This window comes from Dyella silvatica (assembly GCF_026283955.1).
GTDB classification, from domain to species: Bacteria; Pseudomonadota; Gammaproteobacteria; order Xanthomonadales; family Rhodanobacteraceae; genus Dyella_C; species Dyella_C silvatica.
The window spans coordinates 1-17186 of record NZ_JAPDPE010000048.1 but is presented as its reverse complement, the minus strand read 5'-3'; the positions used below and the strand labels follow the sequence as shown (position 1 = coordinate 17186).

The following is a 17186-nucleotide window of genomic DNA, read 5'->3' as shown; positions in this document are numbered from 1 at the left end:
GCTAGGCTTAACCCCCGCCCGACCGCCCCCTCTGGGCAGGAGGAGCAGCGTTTCGTCTAAGGCAGTGCGCTAGAACGTGTAAACCCACTGCATGCCGGCAGCCGGGCGACGGGTTTTGAAACCCTGCGGTGCCTGCCAGGCCCAGCCGGCGAACAAGTCCCAGCTCAAGCCCCAGCGGCCACCACGCACACCGAGCACGCCACCGCTGAGGCTGTGACTGTTCAAGCCAGGCGTGGGCGAGCCGCCGGCACGGCCGGCGTCGACCCCGCCATACAGCGCGATGCCACTGTCGCCCATGGGCCAGCTCACGGTGTTGCGCCAGTAATAACCGTGGCGACCGCCGACGCTGTATTCACCGTCGAAACCGCGCACGGTGTAGCGGCCGGCGACGGTGATGTAGTCCTCGGCATAGACCTGGCCGGTGGTCGCTTGCGCACGCAGTTCAGACGTCCATAACCAGCGCTGGCCGATCGCCTGGAACGGCAAGCTGAGGCTGGCATCGAGCGTGCTGATGCCGGTGCGAAAGCCCGGGCCACTCTGTTCGCTGGGCCGCCAATCGCCGTCGAACCACGGCACATTGCGGCGATGCGCCAGACGCAGATCCAGTTGTGCATTGCCCAGGTAGCGACGATGCAGCAAGGCCAGCTCGGCCGAGCGTGTTTGTCGGCGCTGGTTCTGGATCTCGACACCATCGATGTAGCTGTGCGCCTGACGGCCGCCGATGGTCAGCTGCAGCGAGGTTTTGCTAGTGGCATCGCGTTGCACCAGCCGGGTAGCGCTGACGCTGGTGGTGCGCGAGCGGCCGGTAAAACTGAAGGTTTGCAGCGCGCCGGTCACTGGCTGACGGTAGCCATAGCCATTGGTAGAGGCGCTGAAAGTCCAGTTATCCCAAGGCAGGCTGTAGTTGAAATTGGCACCGGTGGTACCGCGAATGCCGCGATAACGCCCCACCGAATGGCTGGCGCCCGCCACCAGCAGATCGTTGAGGCCGAGCGGTTGATCCAGCGTCAGGTTCACCCCGCCTTGCTCGCGGCCGGTGGAGCGGGCGCCGCTGTCGTCCAGGTTGAGGGTGATGCGCCACGGCTTGCCGCGGGTCACCGCGATCACCAGATCCGAGCTGCCGGGTTCGCTGCCAGGGGCAATGTCGATCTTCACATCTTGTGAAGGCACTCGCTTCATCTGCTCCAGGCCCTGCTCGATATCGCGCAGGTTGAGCAGATCGCCGGAACGTAGCGGCAGCGCATTAAGCCAGGTCGCGCGAGCCGAGCCGGGGGCGAAACGTACCGCGCCGACGGTGCCGGGAATCAGCAGCAGGCGCAGTTGCCCCTGGGCGAGATTTTGCTCGGGCGTGACCAGACGCGTGGTCACATAGCCTTGCGCCAGGATCAGATCCGAGGCGCGATGCGCAATCAACTCCAGCCCTTGCTGGCCGACGCATTGCCCTGCGTAGCGGTCAAGATAGCGCTGTACGAAGCCGAACGCCTCGCTGCGCGGTCCTTCCAGCTTCAACGAATCCAGGCGAAAACAAGGCGTTTCCTGCGGCAAGGTAGTTTGCCGGTAGTCGCTCGCCTGGGCCGGTTGCAGGCGTACATCCGGCGCCTCTCGCAATCGTTCACGCTGCTGCGCCTCGCGCTGTGCGCGCTCACGCTGCTCTTGCTCGCTCGCAGCGTTTTGCGCGAATGCCGTACTCGATGCCAACCACCACGCACCGGCCCATACAGTTAGCCACAGCCGCCCGCCGCGCACACTGCGGCGACCGGAAATCCGGTTAATCACTAGGTATTGTCCCTGTTCCTGCTTGGCTGGAAGCCGCTAAGACTCTGGTATCGGCTAACGCGGGGTAATCTGCAGCGCATTGTACCGACGCCTTCCTGGTGATCGCTGTCGCGACACTGACGAAGTGCCTCAGCGGAGTCCCTTGCCGTCTGTAGGCGTGCACCTACAACTGGCTAAAAATTGCTCTCTCACCCTGCCCAGCCGGGCAAAATGACTCAATCATTTTGCCCAAACCTGTCTCTTTCCCGCACAAAAAGCATTTCGGCAGTTGGTGTCGCCGCAAACTTGCCCTACATTGCGCATGCCGAGAGGCATAACAGCCAAATTCATCCAACAAGCACGGGGATACCCATGGCGAAGACGCAGAAAGCAGCAAGCAAAAAGACGGCGGCCCCTAAGACCGCAGCTAAGCCGGTCGCTCACAAGCCGATCAAAGAGGCGTTGAGCAAGTCCGGCCTGGTCGCCCACCTCGCTGAGGTGAGCAATGTGGTGGCCAAGGACGTACGTGCGGTTCTGGCAGCACTGGAAGGTGCCGTGGCGGGTTCCGTTCACAAGAAAGGCGCTGGCTCGTTCACCCTGCCGGGCCTGTTGAAGATCTCTGCCATCAGCGTGCCGGCCAAGCCCAAGCGCAAAGGCATCAACCCGTTCACCAAGGAAGAGCAGTGGTTCGCTGCCAAGCCTGCCTCGGTGAAGGTCAAGGTTCGCCCGCTGAAGAAGCTGAAAGACGCGGCAGCCTGATAGGCGCACCGCAAGTCTTGATTAAAGACTGCAAAAACGCTGGCCTCGAGCCAGCGTTTTTGCGTTATGCGCCCGCTCTTTGTGCTTAGCGCCCGCTCAGGCCATACACCTTTGCGGCACTAGCAACGCCATCACATTCCAGCGATCGCGCGGCGAGGCAATACGCGTGGGCTGTTATGCTCGCCGCCCCGACATGGCCGCGCACTTCGTCATGAATAACCCCGCTCTTCACGTCATCGTCCTTGCCGCTGGTGAAGGCAAGCGCATGAAGTCAAAACTGGCCAAGGTGTTGATGCCATTGGCCGGCCGCTCCCTGCTTGCGCATGTGCTGGAGACCGCCCGCGCCCTGCAGCCACAGGCCATACACGTGGTGTACGGCCACAACGGCGAGCAAGTACAACAGGCATTCGCCGGCCAGGCCGACCTGCATTGGGTCTTGCAGGCCCAGCAACTGGGCACCGGTCATGCCGTGGATCAAGCCCTGCGCGAGGTGCCCGATGCAGCCCAGGTACTGGTGCTGTATGGCGATGTGCCGTTAACCCAGGCCGATACCCTGCGCCGGCTGGTAAGCGCCGGCAACAACCTGAATTTGTTGACCACTCGGCCGGCCGACCCACACGGCTATGGTCGCGTGTTATGCGACAGTCACGGCTTGGTGCAGGCCGTGGTCGAGGAGAAAGACGCCAGCGACAGCCAGCGCGCGATCAACCTCATCAACACCGGCATTCTGGCCGGCGAAGCGGCCGCGCTAAAGCGCTGGATCGCCCGGATCGATCGCAACAACGCCCAGGGCGAGTACTACCTCACCGACATTTTCGCGATGGCCGCCGCGGAGAACCGCGCGGCATTGAATATCGAGTGCGCCGACCCGGTTGAAACCGCAGGCGTCAATAACCCTTTGCAACTGGCCGAGCTGGAGGCCCAGTACCGGCAACGCGCCGCCCGCAACCTGATGCTGGCAGGCGTGCGGCTGGCCGACCCCATGCGGCTGGACATACGCGGGCAGGTCGAGGTGGGGCGCGATGTCGAAATCGACATCGACGTGATTCTCGAAGGCCAGGTGCAACTCGGTGAGGATGTGCGCATCGGCCCATTCACCCGACTGAAAAATGTGCAGCTCGCCGCCGGCACCGTGGTGCTGGCGCACTGCGACCTGGAAGGCGTGGTAACGCATGGAGCATGCACTATCGGTCCATTTGCGCGGCTGCGCCCGGGCACCGAACTGGATGCCGGTGTACATATCGGCAACTTCGTCGAGACCAAAAAAGCCCGGCTCGGCGCAGGCAGCAAGGCCAATCACCTGAGTTATCTCGGCGATACCGATATCGGACGCCAGGTGAATATCGGCGCCGGCACCATTACCTGCAACTACGACGGGGTGAACAAACACCTGACGCAGATTGGCGATGGCGCCTTCATCGGCTCCAACAGCTCCCTGGTCGCGCCGGTAAGCATCGGCGCGCGGGCTACCATCGGTGCCGGCTCGGTGATTACCAGCGATGCGCCGGAGGGCGAGCTCACCATCGCTCGCGGCCGCCAGGCGACCTTGCCTGGCTGGCAACGCCCGGTCAAAAAATAATCCGCCGTCACACTCTTTCGCCTCCGGACCCGCCGCATGCATCGCGCAGAGACATGGATGAAACCAAGCCCCTGGCTTGCCTTTGCCGGGTGGCTGGTCGCTATCGGCCTGCACGCGGCACCGACCACCGCCGCCGACCATGTTCACCAACTGGCCGGCGCGCCAAGTCGATACAGCTCTACCGAAGGACGCGATTACCGGCTGACAGCCATCCACCCCAAAGATGCTTCGGGGCAGCTGCTGACTGACATTCCGTCGTGGCGCATCGATTTGAATGATGCCGAAGGCGACTGGGAGGAACCCAACGCCAACTTGCCCGCCTTGCAGCCGGCGATTCCGGCTGCGCTGCGCAACCAGATCGCGCTAGTGCATACCAACGCCGTCGGCTGGATCATCATTCCACGTGGCTGGCGGGTACAGCGCGCCATCGTCGGTGAGGATGGCAATGCGATCTTCAACTTCATCGCCCCCACCGGGGCAGCCGATGGCTGGTTGACGCTGGAAGAAATACCCGCCTGCCTGGGCTGCATGTACCGCGCGGCCGAAGGCATTTTTCCGGATGCGCACAAGCAACTCGATGGGCTGCTGGGCACCTCGACGCCCAAGCCGACACTATCGCCTCAGCCCGATAGCCTGAGCCACCCTGATCGCTGCACCGCGCGCCTGACTTATCAGCCGTCGAAATCACCCACCGTGCAGGCGGTGATGGTTCTGGATCAACAAGGCGATCCGAGCTTGGCGGCGATGTATGCCGCCTTGCCCGCCAGCCAGACGGCACTGACCCAATTCCTGATTACCCGTTATCGCAGCACCCAGCCCAGCTGCGCCGCGCACTGAAACCGCTCAGGCGTAGCGCCAACCGTCCAGTTCAATCAACAGCTCGCTGCGGCACACATCGCCGTGCAGTTGCAGCACCGGAACACCGGGAAGGCGCTGGCGCAAAAATTCGCGCACGCGCGGTGCATCGGCGGGATGACGCACATAGGCCTTGAGCGGCGAATGGGTATCGAAGCCGGCCGCCATATCGGCATGGCGCAATAGCGCCTCTAGATTGGTCAAGGTTTCTTCGAGCTGCGCATCCAGATCGTCCCGATGCGCCGAGGCATGCCCTACCACCGCGGCGGTGCCGGAAATAGCCAATACATCGCGCTCGGGCAAGGCCATGGCACGGGCAAAACCAGGCGACGTGCGGCCGTACTGCCGCGGGTAATGCCAAGAGCTGACCTGCCGGGGGTTTTCCACTCGCTGGCCGGGTTGGTCGCAGGCCAGCAGATAGATTTGCAAGCGATGCTCTGCGGCGTGATGGCCAATCGCCGTGGCGGCGGGAAAACCGTCGGCAAAAAAATCACCCGCGCCAGCCGCACGGCCATCGCAGAATTGTTTGTAACGTTCGGCATCGTCTTCGCCGCGATTGATTGCCCCGAGGTAATTCCAGATGCGCAGCACATGCCGCTCGTTGCGGCGGCCGATAAAGTCACGCAGCTGCCGATAGGCCCATGCCGCGGTGTCGCGAATACCGCCGTGTTCGCGCTCATCCAGGGTGAGGGCAGCAAACAGCCAGCCCGCGCCCGCCGACCAGTGCAGCGCGCCTTCGCTGCCGTGATCAACCGCTGCGTCCACCTGCCAGATTTCCAGTGGGGCGGGTGCGTCGAAACATTCCAGATCCACCCGCAGGCAGCGCGGATCGTCACTGGATTCGGCACCTGCGCCAAAACTGAAAACCGCCAGGGTCCCAGCTTCGCTCAAGGCCACATCGGCATCGACGTGGCGATAGGACACGCGCGGCGCCGGGCGAAAGGCGGGGGCATTCAGCATGTCTTCACAGCTTTTAACCATACATAGCCAGCCAGGATCAACAGGAGGCCCATGTTACACTCCGCGCCCTGCACCGCCGGGGGGAGGGCATAGGGCCGGTTACAGGCTCTTCTGAATGTCGAAGTATCGGGACACGCATGGCTGAACAGACCGCCGCACAACACGAGCTGGCAACGCTTATCGTGAAAGCTCTGAATCTGGAAACGGTCACGCCCGAACAGATCGACGTCGATATGCCGTTGTTCGGCAGTGACTTGGGCCTGGATTCCATCGACGCCCTGGAAATCGCCCTTGCGGTGACCAAGCGCTACGGCTTTCAGCTGCGCTCGGATCATGCGGACAATCGACAGATATTCAGCAGTCTGCGTGCACTATCCGTCTACATTGAACAGCACCGCACCAGCTGAGCGGTATCGCCATACCATGAACACGTCCCATTACAGTGCGCCGCTTTGTATCGCGGCGGATCACCCGAGTCTGCCTGGGCACTTTCCCGGCCATCCGTTGGTACCGGGCGTGCTGATGCTGGAGCAGGTTGCCGTGGCCTTGCGCGCGTGGCGCGGCTTGCGGCTGACCGCGGTGCTCGAGGCCAAATTCATGGCGCCGTTATGGCCGGCGCAACAGGCCCAGTTGACGTTGACGCAAACCCGTCATCCGGCAAGCCAGGGGCGCATCCATTTTGAAATTCTCCGCGATGGCGCCAAGCTGGCGCGCGGCATCGTCGAAGCGCAGCCATGAGCGGACATTGGCGAAACCGCCCGGAAGGCGGCGGACGTTTTGCGCTCTGGCTGATTCGCGCCATTGCCCTGTATGGCGGACGCGGGGTAGGACGGCTGCTGCTGTACCCCATTACGCTGTATTTTTATCTGCGCCGCCAGCCCGAAAGAAGGGCATCGCAAGAATATTTGCAGCGTGTGTTTGGCCGCCCAGCCACGCCGTGGCAAGTGATGAAACACATCCACTGCTACGCCGCCACCACGCTGGATCGTATTTTTCTGTTGGCGCACGGCGAGCAGGCCTTTGCGATTGAAACCGAAGGGCTGGAGTTGCTCGAGCAACGCCTTGTGCTGGGCCGCGGCGTGCTGCTGTTCGGTTCCCATCAAGGCAGTTTTGAGGCATTGCGTGCCTTGAGTGCACGCTGCCCCGAGCAACGCTTGCGGGTGTTGTTGGATAAGCAGAAAACCCCGGCCATGACGGAGCTTCTTGAAGCTTTGGCACCGGATGTGGGAGCTGGCGTCATCGATGCTTCGCGCGACGGCGCGTCGATCACTCTGGCCATCGCCGAGGCCTGTGAACAAGGCGCCATGGTTGCCATGCTGGCGGATCGCGGCCGCGAACATGAGGTGCTACGCCATGCCGACCTGCTCGACAAACCGGCACCGTTTCCGGTCAGCCCATGGTTGCTGGCGCATGCATTGCAGGTGCCGGTGGTGCTTTGTTTTGGTATCTACCTGGGTGGCAATCGCTACAAGCTGGTGTTCGAACCCTTTGCCGATCGCGTGGATGTTCCCCGGCATGATCGGGCGCCGGCGCTCGACATGCTGCTTAGCCGCTATGCGCAACGGATCGAACATTACATTCGTGCAGCGCCGTATAACTGGTTCAATTTCTACGATTTCTGGCAAGACCCCGCTCATCGCGCCACGGTTCATCGGGTTGAGCCAGAGCCGATCAATATGATGCTTTCGCGCGAACGGTCTTCCTGAGGCCATCATGCTGGTCAGGGCCGATTGGGCGCATTTGATTCCTCATGCCGGCGCGATGTGCCTGCTCGATGCGGTCGTAACGTGGGATGCAACGACCATTCACGCCATCAGTACCCATCACACGCATGCCGATCACCCCTTGCGCGGTGAACGCGGCTTGCACGCCGTGCATCTGGCCGAATACGGAGCGCAGGCGATGGCAGTGCACGGCGCTTTGTTGGCAAGATCGCAAGGCATAGAAACCGTACGCCACGGTCAATTGGTCAGCTTGCGCGACGTGGTCCTGGCCGAAGAATACATTGATTCGTTGCACGGGCATTTGGATGTCCATACCGAATGCCTTTACAGCGACGACAGTGGCTCGCAGTACGCGTTTCGGGTTGAACACGACGGCCGATTGCTGGCTCACGGGCGAACCGCGGCGATGTATTCGCGCCCCACCGCCCCTATCTGATTCGTCCCCCGTTTGCGGCATACTCGCCGCCGGAAGTTGCCACAGCACGTTCAAGGCACTCCGTTATTCCATCAAGGGACGGGGAAAACATGCGTAAGTTTTTACTGGCATCCATCGTGATGCTTGGTGTCTGGCAGTCGGCCTATGCCGATGACTCGATACTGATTCAGCGCCCGGTACCGTTCAATGAAGACGCGGATATTCCAGGCGCCGTCAAACGCGAATGCAAACTGGACGAGAAGCTGCCCGATGCCATCGCCGAGCACGGCCGCGATACCAACATCAAGACGTCATTCGCCGCGCAGGCCGACAGCAACCACCCTGGCCGGGTGCTGGTGATGGAAATCACCAACGTGGTCTCGGAAGGCAATTCATTCCTCGGCCACCACAAGTCGATGTCGGTAAAGGGCAAGCTTTACCAGGACGGACAGGCGGTGGGCAGCTTCAAAGGGCGGCGCAACTCGATGGGCGGCGCGTTTGCCGGCTTCAAAGGCAATTGCTCCGTACTTGAACGCACCGCCAATGAGCTCGGCGAAGACATCGCCAAGTGGCTGGCTGCGCCGAAGATGGATGCCCAGTTGGGCGATCTCGAATAATCCAGCAATCGCTGGCAACGCTGTCGTGTAAAGCGACAGCGTGGTTTGCTGACACATCGTCAGGAGTGCGTTGCGAGGTCGCCGAAAATCAGCGGAGCCCTGCGCGAGCGGCGATAGCTGGCCCAGAAATGACCATAATGAAGCGCCCGCCCCACGGTATAAACGGTGATGCGGGTGACATCGCGCACCGGGCTGAAGTGGCTGTGGCGGAACTCGCCTTCATAGCGTGAAGCGATCGGCACCGAGACCACGCCAAGGCCCTTTTCGCGCGACGCGGCGATCAGAATCGCGGCCTCAAAGACGAAATTCTCGGCCGGCAGCTCCACCAGATCCAAAGCCGCACGCGGGTACCAGCGTTGTCCGCTCTGGGTGTCGGCGATCGGCTGGGCGCAGGCCACGGAAATACCCCAATCGGCGACCGCGTTCGCACGCCTGCGTCCCTTGGGCTGCTGCGCACGATCGAGCAAGCGAGCGCCGATCACCATATGCTGGGGATAACACCGGGCCGCTTCGACACTGCGCGGAATGTCGGCAGCCAGGTGCTGGCCATCGCCGTCCATAGTCAGCACCGCGTCATAGCCTTGCCGCAGCGCTTCGCGAAAACCACGGCGCAAAGCCTCGCCTTTACCGCTGCGCTGAGCATGTCTGAGCAAGGTCACCGGCAGGCTGCCGACGATCTCCGGGGTGCGGTCATCGGAGCCGTCGTCGATCACGATGACGGGCACACCCAAGGCCAAGACCGATTCCACCACGCCCTGGATGGCGGCCTCTTCGTTAAGACACGGAATTAATACGCACCAACGTGCCTGGGGAGCATTCAAATTGAATTCTCGGTTTGCATGATGGGATTCAGGCCGTAAAGCGATAGTGACCATTCCATGACAGTCATGGCGCGAGCCTAGCGAGAGGCCACCGGCTTGCCTAGTCGGGTTCTCTGGGCCCAGTCGGCTACTCCGGTTGGATCGGCGCGACGCCGCGCCGCAGCGACACGGCTCCAGGGCTTGCTAAGCTCGCTACGCGAAGCAAAACGTTAGTCATTGAAGCGTTAAACCGAGGATGAATTGCCATGAGTCAGCAAGTCGAGCGAGTCGAAAACTTCCTGCGTGAACTGCAAGACCGTATCTGCACGGCGGTTGAAGCGGTCGATGGCTCGGCGCGTTTCGAGGAGGATGCCTGGGTCCGTCCCGCCGGCGGCGGTGGCCGTACTCGCGTGTTGCGCGGCGGCAACGTATTCGAGCAGGCCGGGGTCAATTTTTCGCTGGTGCACGGCAGCCAATTGCCGCCCAGCGCCACGGCGCACCGCCCTGAGTTGGCCGGGGGCAGCTTTGTCGCCACCGGCGTTTCGCTGGTGCTGCATCCGCATAACCCGTATCTGCCGACGACCCATGCCAATGTGCGCTATTTCGAAACCAGCAAGCCGGGGATGGAACCGGCGTGGTGGTTCGGTGGCGGTTTTGACCTGACTCCGTTCTATCCCTTTGACGAGGATGTGGCGCACTGGCACAAGACCGCACATGATCTGTGCAGACCCTTCGGTACGGACGTCTATTCGCGTTATAAAAAATGGTGCGACGAGTATTTTTATCTGAAGCATCGCGGCGAAACGCGCGGCGTCGGCGGTTTGTTTTATGACGATCTCAGCGAAGGCGGTTTCGACTCGTGTTTTGCATTCACTCAGGCGGTGGGCCAAGGTTTTCTCGACGCCTACCTACCCATTGTGGAGCGCCGAAAAGACACGCCTTTTGGCGAACGCGAGCGGGAGTTCCAGCTGTATCGACGCGGCCGCTATGTCGAATTCAACCTGGTCTATGACCGCGGCACGCTCTTTGGCCTGCAGTCCGGCGGCCGCACCGAATCGATCCTGATGAGCCTGCCGCCACGGGTGCGTTTTGAATACGCTTACCAGCCCGAAGCCGGCTCTGCCGAAGCGCGGCTGGCCGATTATCTGCATCCGCGCGACTGGGTGTAACGCGCGCACTTTCAGCGTCACCCAAGTTGCCCCTGACTCGCGATAGCGAGTCAGGGGCGTTTCAGACTCAGGGCTGATCGCCACTGAAGCTGATCGGCGTGGCACCTATCACCTGGCCGATCTGCGCACTGCTGCTGACCTGCAGCACCACCTCACGGCGGAACTCCAGCGTGCCCTGCACTACGGTGTGCGGACCGATCACTACACGCGGTTTGCGGTTATTGGAGTTGAAATTGAACATGCCGCCGGGTTTGTCGACCAGGATTCCACCTTCGACCCGCGAATTGGCACCGACCAGAATGTCGCCACTGACCGTCTCAAGGCCACCGCCGACATGGGCGCCATCCAGGCTAATCACGCCGTTGACGTTGCTGGTCTTGCCCGTTACGTCGGCGTTCTTGCCCAGGTGAATGGCGCCGTTGACGGCTTCGATCGTGCCGCTGACATGACTGCTGGAACCGACGGTAATCGCACCATTGACCGTGTCGATCTCGCGGGCCTGGACCTTATCCCCCAGATCGACCACGCCGTTCACCGTGCTGGCTTTCTGTATCACCGCGCCATCGCCGATATGCACACCGCCATTGACGGTACTGACATCACCTGCCTGTTGACCGGCTTCGACACGCACGGCGCCGTTGATCTTGTCGGTATCGCTAAAACCATGTGCAACGGCAGCCAGGGGCAGCATGAGAGCCGGCACGAGGGCAAGAACAAGCAAGGTATGACGCATAAACGAACTCCAGCGGGTGTTGAGTGGCTATAGGATGCCGCCGGATCGCCCCGGGTTTAGCATGACCTGTGGCACGGTCGATTTGACGGACTCCCGGCGGCGCTTCACCATCTCGCTTTTCACGCAACCAGATCCTCGCCATGCATAAGCTCGTATTGATCCGTCACGGCCAATCCCAATGGAACCTGGACAACCGCTTTAGCGGCTGGGCCGACGTTGACCTCACCACGCAAGGTATCGCTGAAGCTCAGGAAGCGGGCCGCTTGCTGCAAGAGGCGGGCTACAGCTTCGACATTGCGCATACCTCGATGCTTAAACGCGCGGTGCGCACGTTGTGGCATGTGCAGGACACGATGGATCTGATGTGGATCCCGGTGCTCACCGACTGGCGCCTCAACGAGCGCCATTACGGTGCGCTCACCGGGCTCAATAAAGCCGAGACGGCGGCCAAGTACGGCGATGATCAGGTGAAAGTGTGGCGCCGCAGCTATGACATTCCACCACCGCCGCTGGATCGTGCCACCAACGAATCTGTGCATGACCCGCGCTATGCCGCCCTCGATCCCAAAGACATTCCCGATACCGAATGCTTGAAGGACACCGTGGTGCGTGTCGTTGCTTATTGGCACGAGCTACTGGCACCGGCGATTCGCTCGGGCCAGCGCAGTGTCGTTGCCGCCCACGGCAATTCGCTGCGCGCGCTGGTGAAGTATCTCGATGGCATTTCAGACGACGATATCGTCGAGCTGAATATCCCCAATGGCGTGCCGCTAGTGTATGAGTTTGACGACGAGCTCAAGCCACTGCGCCGCTACTACCTGGGCGATGCCGCTGCCATCGAGGCCAAGATGGCGGCCGTGGCCAACCAGGGCAAAGCCAAGTAATCCCTCCAGTTGCGGGTGACGACTGTCAACCGCAACTGCTTAGCTGCGTCAATCGTAATAACCCTATGCTGCAGTTAGCCTGCACCTACTCCTTACGAAGACGAGTTAGCTCATGACGCCCCACCTGATTGCGCCGATGGCGATGATTCCATTGATGGCCTATGTCATCTGGCGCCGGATGCGCAGCCATTTCGGCCCGCAGCCAATCCGCCGCAAACGGATGATGACGCGCATCGTCATTCTCAGTGTCCTCGGTGGCATGAGCGCACTTGCCGGCCTGCAAGACATCCATTTATTGGAGGCCTTGCTCGGTGGCGTCGCTGGCGGTTCGGTGCTGGGGCTTATCGGCGTGCGCCTGACTCGCTTTGAACGCGATGCCAACGGCGCGGATGCCTATATCCCTAATCCATGGATTGGCGGCGCCCTGACCGTATTGCTGGTCAGCCGGTTGATTTGGCGCTTTCTGGTAATGATGCCGTCGATGCAGGATTCTGCCGCCGCGCAGTCGGCACCGGCCTTTGGCAATAGCCCGCTTACCTTACTGGTCTTTGGCCTGACGATTGGCTATTACGTCGTCTATTACATCGGGCTGATGATTCATCACCGCCGATTCGAACGCGCACAAGCGCTGCCGCTGCCACCGAGCGCGGCCTGAGGCCGCGTTACAACGCGTCGTTATCCAACTCACCGGTGCGGATCCGGATGACCTGCTCCAACGTGCTGACAAAGATCTTGCCGTCGCCGATCTTGCCAGTGCGGGCCGCATTCTGGATCGCGTCCACTACCCGCTCCAACTGATCGTCGGCGACGGCGACTTCCAGCTTGATCTTGGGTAGAAAGTCGACCACATACTCGGCGCCGCGATACAACTCGGTATGCCCCTTCTGGCGACCAAACCCCTTGACCTCAGTCACTGTGATGCCTTGCACGCCAACCTCGGCCAGTGCCTCGCGCACATCGTCCAGCTTGAAGGGCTTGATGACTGCTACCACCAGCTTCATGGGTATTCCTCGTCGTTAGGCGTGCATTTTGCCCTTATCGGAGCCTGACCTCATAGCCCATGTAGTCCTTGTCGGCCACAGCCTGCTCTTATCGTGGCGAGTAAACGCAGATATTCACGCCGACCTACGACTCTGTGACAGCGTCCTCAGGCGAGCCATGAGTGCGTTCTGTAGGCTTGAAACTGAGTCACCGCAACGATTGCGGGCGCTTTGAAAGCAAGCTTCGAGCCGCAAACAGGCCGCCCCAAACGCCTCGCCACGCAAAGTGTGACGCTCGCCCGCTTTTCAGCCTTGTAGGAGAATCCCTACATCTTTTGGTGGAGTTATCCGATGGCGGCGCCTTTAAACACTCTCCTACACTTCAATTCGACAAGCTCGAGGTGCTATCCATGATGGATAGACAGAATATCGATCAACTAGCCCAACGGCTGGTTTCGTTGGTTCCACCAGGACTGGTACAAGCGCAACAGGATTTGCGAGCCAACTTTCACGATGTCCTGGCACAAGGATTGCGCCGCCTTGACCTAGTCACGCGCGAAGAATTTGACGTTCAAAGCCAGCTTCTGGCGCGTACGCGCGCCAAAGTAGAGGAACTAGAGCGACGCGTTGCAGATCTTGAGGCCGGTGCGGCTCCCCACGGGGCTTAGCACTCGCCCACAACCCGGGAGCCGTCCCCCTGATTCGTCACCCTCACACCCCGAGAACAGTCAGGGGGCGGCTGTTTTTTTGCACGGCAAATGGAGTCGCCATGTTCAAGCAGGCCAGCGACGCTCATAACGCCTGTGCCTTGCCGGCAACACGATGAGCCTGGCCGTCACCCTCAGCCGCGCACAAGAGGGAGTCGCCGCACCGCAGGTCATGGTCGAGGTGCATCTTTCCGGCGGCTTGCCGGGAACGAATATCGTCGGCCTGCCCGAAGCTGCCGTGCGTGAAGCACGTGACCGGGTGCGGGTGGCAATTCAAAACACGGCCTTCGAATATCCCAATCGCCGGGTTACCGTGAATCTGGCCCCAGCTGAATTGCCCAAGGATGGCGGTCGCTTCGACCTGGCCATTGCCCTGGGCATTCTCGCCGCGGGCGGGCAGGTACCGCGCGAAAAACTGGATGATTGCGAATTTCTAGGCGAACTGGCGCTTTCCGGTGCTTTACGCGGGGTTTCCGGGGTACTTCCGGCCTTGTTGCGTGCCCGCGCGCGCGGACGGCGGGTAGTCGTTCCCCGTGCCAACGCGGCCGAAGCCGCGCTGATCTCCGATGTCGATGTGCGCGTAGCCGACACGCTTGCCGAGGTTTGCGGCTGGCTGCGCGGCGCGCAAGAGCTGGCTCCGCCAGACGCTTCCAGCGTGCCGGTGGACACCTACCATGGCCCGGACTTGATCGATGTGCGTGGTCAGCTGCAGGCGCGGCGTGCCTTGGAGATCACCGCCACCGGCGGCCACCATCTGTTGCTGGTAGGACCACCGGGTACCGGCAAGACGATGTTGGCCGAACGACTGCCCGGCATCTTGCCGCCGCTGACCGAATCCGAGGCGCTGGAAACCTGCGCCATTTTGTCGGTCACCGGCCAGCCGGTCGATCCAAAGCATTGGCGGCGACGGCCCTTTCGCGCGCCGCATCACACGGCATCGGCCGTGGCCCTGGTCGGCGGCGGCTCCAACCCTCGCCCGGGCGAAATCTCGCTGGCGCATAACGGCGTACTGTTTCTGGACGAGCTGCCAGAGCACAGCCGACACGCGCTGGATGTGCTGCGGGAGCCGCTGGAATCGGGCCGCATCGTCATTTCACGAGCCACCCGCCAATCGACCTTCCCCGCACAGTTCCAGCTGGTTGCGGCGATGAACCCATGCCCTTGCGGGTATGCCGGCGATTCAGGCGAGCGCTGCCAGTGCACCCCCGATCAGCGACAACGTTACCGCTCGCGTATCTCAGGCCCGCTGTTGGATCGCATCGATTTAAGCGTCGAGGTACCGCGTGTGCCTGTCGCCGATTTAGGTACGCCACGCAGCATCTACGACGAAGATTCCGCCACCGTCAGGGCGCGGGTCATGAAGGCACGGCAACACGCTTTGATGCGGGCGGGGCGGCCCAACGCGGAAATCAGCACGCGTGAACTGGAACGCGATTGCGCCCTAGGGCCGGCAGAACGGCAATGGTTCAACGCCGCTTTAGAACGCCTGAATCTTTCGGCGCGGGCCTATCACCGCACCTTGCGCGTGGCCCGCACCATTGCCGATCTCGATGGCGGCGCCGCCGTGCTCGATCGCACGCATCTGGCCGAAGCACTGCAATACCGGCGGTTTTAGTTTCCAGCCAAGCGCTTAGGCATGCCGTACCAGCTTTTTTGTACTGACCAGTATTGACTTCCCTCGAGGGAAGTCTATTATCTGCACCGGCTAGTTCTCTATTGAGCTCAGCCCCCGCCACCCCGGTATCGGCTCCCCTCCCTCCCCCGTCCGATACCGGGGCCTGGCATCCTCCCCTGTACGGTTCCATCTGTTTTTCAGAATTGTCCTGTGGACGGATAGCTGTTGTATCCGAGATGCTGGATGCGGACCGACTAGGCCGCCGGCCTATGCGTCTTGATCACAGCGCGCCCCGATGCGGCGCCAAGGATTGCCAATGACCCTCGAACTCGGCCTGATGCTTGCCTGCATGCTGACCATCGGCTTTCTGGCGCAATGGCTGGCCTGGCGGGTCAAGCTGCCGGCGATCTTGTTCTTATTGCTGGCCGGCATCGTGCTGGGACCCGTCGCCGGCGTGCTGAAACCCGATCAACTTCTCGGCAACTTGTTGTTTCCGGTCGTCTCGTTATCGGTAGCGCTGATTCTGTTCGAAGGTAGCCTGAGTCTGCGTCTTCACGAATTGCCCGGTATCGGCAAAGCGGTACGCGGACTGGTCAGTTATGGCGCCGTGGTCGCTGTACTGATGCTGGCGGTAGCCGCACATTACATCGCCGGGCTCAACTGGGAGCTTGCGTTGCTGTTTGGCGCACTGACCTGCGTTACCGGACCCACCGTGATCGCCCCGATGCTTCGCACAGTGCGGCCGAATGCGCGCATCGCCAACACCTTGCGCTGGGAAGGTATCGTGATCGACCCGCTGGGCGCGTTGTTTGCGGTGCTGGTCTATGAAGCCATCGTGTCGCACCAGGAAGGGCACACCATCGGCATTTTTTTGGCCACCATCGCTTGCGGCACGGTCATTGGCGCACTGATGGCGTGGGCGCTGGCTTTTTTGCTGCGCCGGCAGTTAATCCCCGAATACCTGCAGAACTACGGCACCATGACCGCGGTGCTGCTGGCCTTTAGTGTGTCCAACGCCATCACCCACGAATCCGGTTTGTTGGCGGTAACCATCATGGGCATCGCGCTGGGCAATATGCGTGGCATCCACGTCGACGACATTCTGGATTTCAAAGAAAACCTCACCACGTTGCTGGTATCGACGTTGTTTATTCTGCTTGCCGCACGGCTGCAATGGCCGCTACCGCAAGGCATGCTGTGGGCCGGCATGGTGATTTTCCTTGCCGCTCAACTAATCGTACGACCTGTGACGGTGGCGATTTCCAGCGTTGGCAGTTCGCTGACCTGGCGTGAGCGCGCCTTGATTGCCTGGGTCGCACCGCGCGGCATCGTGGCGGCATCGGTATCGGCCTTGTTTGCTTTGCGCCTGGAACATCTAGGCATGCCAGGTGGCGATGCGTTGGTGCCTTTGGTGTTCATTCTTATCATCGGCACCGTGGTTTTGCAGAGCGCGACCGCGCGGCCATTGGCGCGTTGGCTGAAAGTGGCTGAGCCAGAGACCAACGGTGTCCTGGTGTTTGGCTCCGATATCGTCGCGCGGGCGATTTCCCGGGCGCTGGTCGATGCCGGCTTTCGCGTGATGTTGGCGGACGACGACTGGGATGGTGTACGCCGCGCACGCATGGAGGGGCTGA

General features: G+C 61.5%; 19 protein-coding genes. 14 read left to right on the top strand and 5 right to left on the bottom strand.

Annotated elements, in window-relative coordinates; translation table 11 throughout:
- Window positions 1–69: 69 nt before the first annotated feature.
- Window positions 70–1776 (bottom strand): ShlB/FhaC/HecB family hemolysin secretion/activation protein, encoded by a 1707-nt coding sequence (locus OUZ52_RS11220; RefSeq protein WP_266158479.1) that lies wholly within the window; start codon window positions 1774–1776, stop codon window positions 70–72.
- A 351-nt stretch (window positions 1777–2127) separates the two neighbouring features.
- Between OUZ52_RS11220 and OUZ52_RS11215 the strand changes: the two genes are divergently transcribed.
- From OUZ52_RS11215 to OUZ52_RS11205, 3 genes are all read left to right on the top strand, one after another.
- Window positions 2128–2514 (top strand): HU family DNA-binding protein, encoded by a 387-nt coding sequence (locus OUZ52_RS11215; RefSeq protein WP_114844882.1) that lies wholly within the window; start codon window positions 2128–2130, stop codon window positions 2512–2514.
- Between the two features lie 211 nt (window positions 2515–2725).
- Window positions 2726–4093 (top strand): bifunctional UDP-N-acetylglucosamine diphosphorylase/glucosamine-1-phosphate N-acetyltransferase GlmU, encoded by a 1368-nt coding sequence (glmU, locus tag OUZ52_RS11210; protein ID WP_266158478.1) that lies wholly within the window; start codon window positions 2726–2728, stop codon window positions 4091–4093.
- A gap of 57 nt (window positions 4094–4150) precedes the next feature.
- Window positions 4151–4930 carry a DUF4850 domain-containing protein gene (locus tag OUZ52_RS11205; RefSeq protein ID WP_266158476.1) on the top strand — a complete coding sequence of 260 codons (780 nt, stop codon included), beginning with the start codon at window positions 4151–4153 and terminating at the stop codon, window positions 4928–4930.
- Window positions 4931–4936: 6 nt separating this feature from the next.
- Here the strand turns inward: OUZ52_RS11205 and OUZ52_RS11200 are convergent, their stop codons facing one another.
- On the bottom strand, window positions 4937–5908 hold the full coding sequence (locus OUZ52_RS11200) for a chorismate transformation FkbO/Hyg5 family protein (RefSeq protein WP_425493833.1): 972 nt from the start codon (window positions 5906–5908) through the stop codon (window positions 4937–4939).
- A gap of 137 nt (window positions 5909–6045) precedes the next feature.
- Between OUZ52_RS11200 and OUZ52_RS11195 the strand changes: the two genes are divergently transcribed.
- The 5 genes from OUZ52_RS11195 to OUZ52_RS11175 all read left to right on the top strand — a co-directional run bounded on the left by OUZ52_RS11195 (window position 6046) and on the right by OUZ52_RS11175 (window position 8664).
- Window positions 6046–6315 carry a phosphopantetheine-binding protein gene (locus OUZ52_RS11195; RefSeq protein WP_266158474.1) on the top strand — a complete coding sequence of 90 codons (270 nt, stop codon included), beginning with the start codon at window positions 6046–6048 and terminating at the stop codon, window positions 6313–6315.
- 16 nt (window positions 6316–6331) lie between these two features.
- Window positions 6332–6646 carry an ApeI family dehydratase gene (locus tag OUZ52_RS11190; protein WP_266158473.1) on the top strand — a complete coding sequence of 105 codons (315 nt, stop codon included), beginning with the start codon at window positions 6332–6334 and terminating at the stop codon, window positions 6644–6646.
- Window positions 6643–7614, top strand: coding sequence for a lysophospholipid acyltransferase family protein (locus tag OUZ52_RS11185; protein WP_266158472.1), 972 nt, complete (start codon window positions 6643–6645; stop codon window positions 7612–7614). The genes OUZ52_RS11190 and OUZ52_RS11185 overlap by 4 nt, the downstream gene beginning before the upstream one ends.
- 7 nt (window positions 7615–7621) lie before the next feature.
- Window positions 7622–8068: a hotdog family protein gene (locus OUZ52_RS11180; RefSeq protein ID WP_266158471.1), complete on the top strand. Its 447-nt coding sequence runs from the start codon at window positions 7622–7624 to the stop codon at window positions 8066–8068.
- An 89-nt stretch (window positions 8069–8157) separates the two neighbouring features.
- Window positions 8158–8664, top strand: a complete 507-nt coding sequence (locus OUZ52_RS11175; RefSeq protein ID WP_266158470.1) for a hypothetical protein — start codon at window positions 8158–8160, stop codon at window positions 8662–8664.
- A gap of 59 nt (window positions 8665–8723) precedes the next feature.
- Here the strand turns inward: OUZ52_RS11175 and OUZ52_RS11170 are convergent, their stop codons facing one another.
- A complete protein-coding gene (locus tag OUZ52_RS11170) occupies window positions 8724–9485 on the bottom strand; it encodes a glycosyltransferase family 2 protein (protein ID WP_266158469.1) in 762 nt (253 codons plus the stop codon).
- Window positions 9486–9730: 245 nt separating this feature from the next.
- On the opposite strand from OUZ52_RS11170, the gene hemF reads away from it, so the two are divergent.
- Entirely contained in the window at window positions 9731–10633 is a 903-nt protein-coding gene (gene hemF, locus OUZ52_RS11165) for an oxygen-dependent coproporphyrinogen oxidase (protein ID WP_266158468.1), read from the top strand.
- Between the two features lie 67 nt (window positions 10634–10700).
- On the opposite strand, the gene OUZ52_RS11160 is transcribed toward hemF, so the two are convergent.
- Window positions 10701–11366, bottom strand: coding sequence for a DUF4097 family beta strand repeat-containing protein (locus tag OUZ52_RS11160; protein WP_266158467.1), 666 nt, complete (start codon window positions 11364–11366; stop codon window positions 10701–10703).
- Window positions 11367–11506: 140 nt separating this feature from the next.
- Between OUZ52_RS11160 and gpmA the strand changes: the two genes are divergently transcribed.
- Together gpmA and OUZ52_RS11150 are read left to right on the top strand one after the other, a co-directional pair.
- A complete protein-coding gene (gpmA, locus tag OUZ52_RS11155; RefSeq protein WP_266158466.1) occupies window positions 11507–12250 on the top strand; it encodes a 2,3-diphosphoglycerate-dependent phosphoglycerate mutase in 744 nt (247 codons plus the stop codon).
- Window positions 12251–12362: 112 nt separating this feature from the next.
- Complete coding sequence (locus OUZ52_RS11150) at window positions 12363–12905, top strand: CcdC protein domain-containing protein (protein WP_266158465.1); 543 nt, start codon at window positions 12363–12365, stop codon at window positions 12903–12905.
- 7 nt (window positions 12906–12912) lie between these two features.
- Here the strand turns inward: OUZ52_RS11150 and glnK are convergent, their stop codons facing one another.
- The gene (gene glnK / locus OUZ52_RS11145) at window positions 12913–13251 is read right to left on the bottom strand and encodes a P-II family nitrogen regulator (protein WP_114844870.1); all 339 of its coding nucleotides are present in this window, start codon (window positions 13249–13251) and stop codon (window positions 12913–12915) included.
- Window positions 13252–13640: 389 nt separating this feature from the next.
- Between glnK and OUZ52_RS11140 the strand changes: the two genes are divergently transcribed.
- The 3 genes from OUZ52_RS11140 to OUZ52_RS11130 all read left to right on the top strand — a co-directional run.
- Window positions 13641–13898 (top strand): accessory factor UbiK family protein, encoded by a 258-nt coding sequence (locus OUZ52_RS11140; protein WP_266158464.1) that lies wholly within the window; start codon window positions 13641–13643, stop codon window positions 13896–13898.
- Window positions 13899–14052: 154 nt separating this feature from the next.
- Window positions 14053–15552 (top strand): YifB family Mg chelatase-like AAA ATPase, encoded by a 1500-nt coding sequence (locus OUZ52_RS11135; protein ID WP_266158463.1) that lies wholly within the window; start codon window positions 14053–14055, stop codon window positions 15550–15552.
- A gap of 316 nt (window positions 15553–15868) precedes the next feature.
- Window positions 15869–17186, top strand: a 1318-nt coding sequence (locus tag OUZ52_RS11130; RefSeq protein ID WP_266158462.1) for a cation:proton antiporter, incomplete at its 3' end; no start/stop codon positions are given.

Bases quoted from the DNA above. Each gene is read 5' to 3' on its own strand.
- OUZ52_RS11215 (WP_114844882.1), top strand. From the start codon at position 2,128: ATGGCGAAGACGCAGAAAGCAGCAAGCAAAAAGACGGCGGCCCCTAAG.
- glmU (WP_266158478.1), top strand. From the start codon at position 2,726: ATGAATAACCCCGCTCTTCACGTCATCGTCCTTGCCGCTGGTGAAGGC.
- OUZ52_RS11205 (WP_266158476.1), top strand. From the start codon at position 4,151: ATGAAACCAAGCCCCTGGCTTGCCTTTGCCGGGTGGCTGGTCGCTATC.
- OUZ52_RS11200 (WP_425493833.1), bottom strand. From the start codon at position 5,908: ATGCTGAATGCCCCCGCCTTTCGCCCGGCGCCGCGCGTGTCCTATCGC.
- OUZ52_RS11195 (WP_266158474.1), top strand. From the start codon at position 6,046: ATGGCTGAACAGACCGCCGCACAACACGAGCTGGCAACGCTTATCGTG.
- OUZ52_RS11190 (WP_266158473.1), top strand. From the start codon at position 6,332: ATGAACACGTCCCATTACAGTGCGCCGCTTTGTATCGCGGCGGATCAC.
- OUZ52_RS11185 (WP_266158472.1), top strand. From the start codon at position 6,643: ATGAGCGGACATTGGCGAAACCGCCCGGAAGGCGGCGGACGTTTTGCG.
- OUZ52_RS11180 (WP_266158471.1), top strand. From the start codon at position 7,622: ATGCTGGTCAGGGCCGATTGGGCGCATTTGATTCCTCATGCCGGCGCG.
- OUZ52_RS11175 (WP_266158470.1), top strand. From the start codon at position 8,158: ATGCGTAAGTTTTTACTGGCATCCATCGTGATGCTTGGTGTCTGGCAG.
- hemF (WP_266158468.1), top strand. From the start codon at position 9,731: ATGAGTCAGCAAGTCGAGCGAGTCGAAAACTTCCTGCGTGAACTGCAA.
- OUZ52_RS11160 (WP_266158467.1), bottom strand. From the start codon at position 11,366: ATGCGTCATACCTTGCTTGTTCTTGCCCTCGTGCCGGCTCTCATGCTG.
- gpmA (WP_266158466.1), top strand. From the start codon at position 11,507: ATGCATAAGCTCGTATTGATCCGTCACGGCCAATCCCAATGGAACCTG.
- OUZ52_RS11150 (WP_266158465.1), top strand. From the start codon at position 12,363: ATGACGCCCCACCTGATTGCGCCGATGGCGATGATTCCATTGATGGCC.
- glnK (WP_114844870.1), bottom strand. From the start codon at position 13,251: ATGAAGCTGGTGGTAGCAGTCATCAAGCCCTTCAAGCTGGACGATGTG.
- OUZ52_RS11140 (WP_266158464.1), top strand. From the start codon at position 13,641: ATGATGGATAGACAGAATATCGATCAACTAGCCCAACGGCTGGTTTCG.
- OUZ52_RS11135 (WP_266158463.1), top strand. From the start codon at position 14,053: ATGAGCCTGGCCGTCACCCTCAGCCGCGCACAAGAGGGAGTCGCCGCA.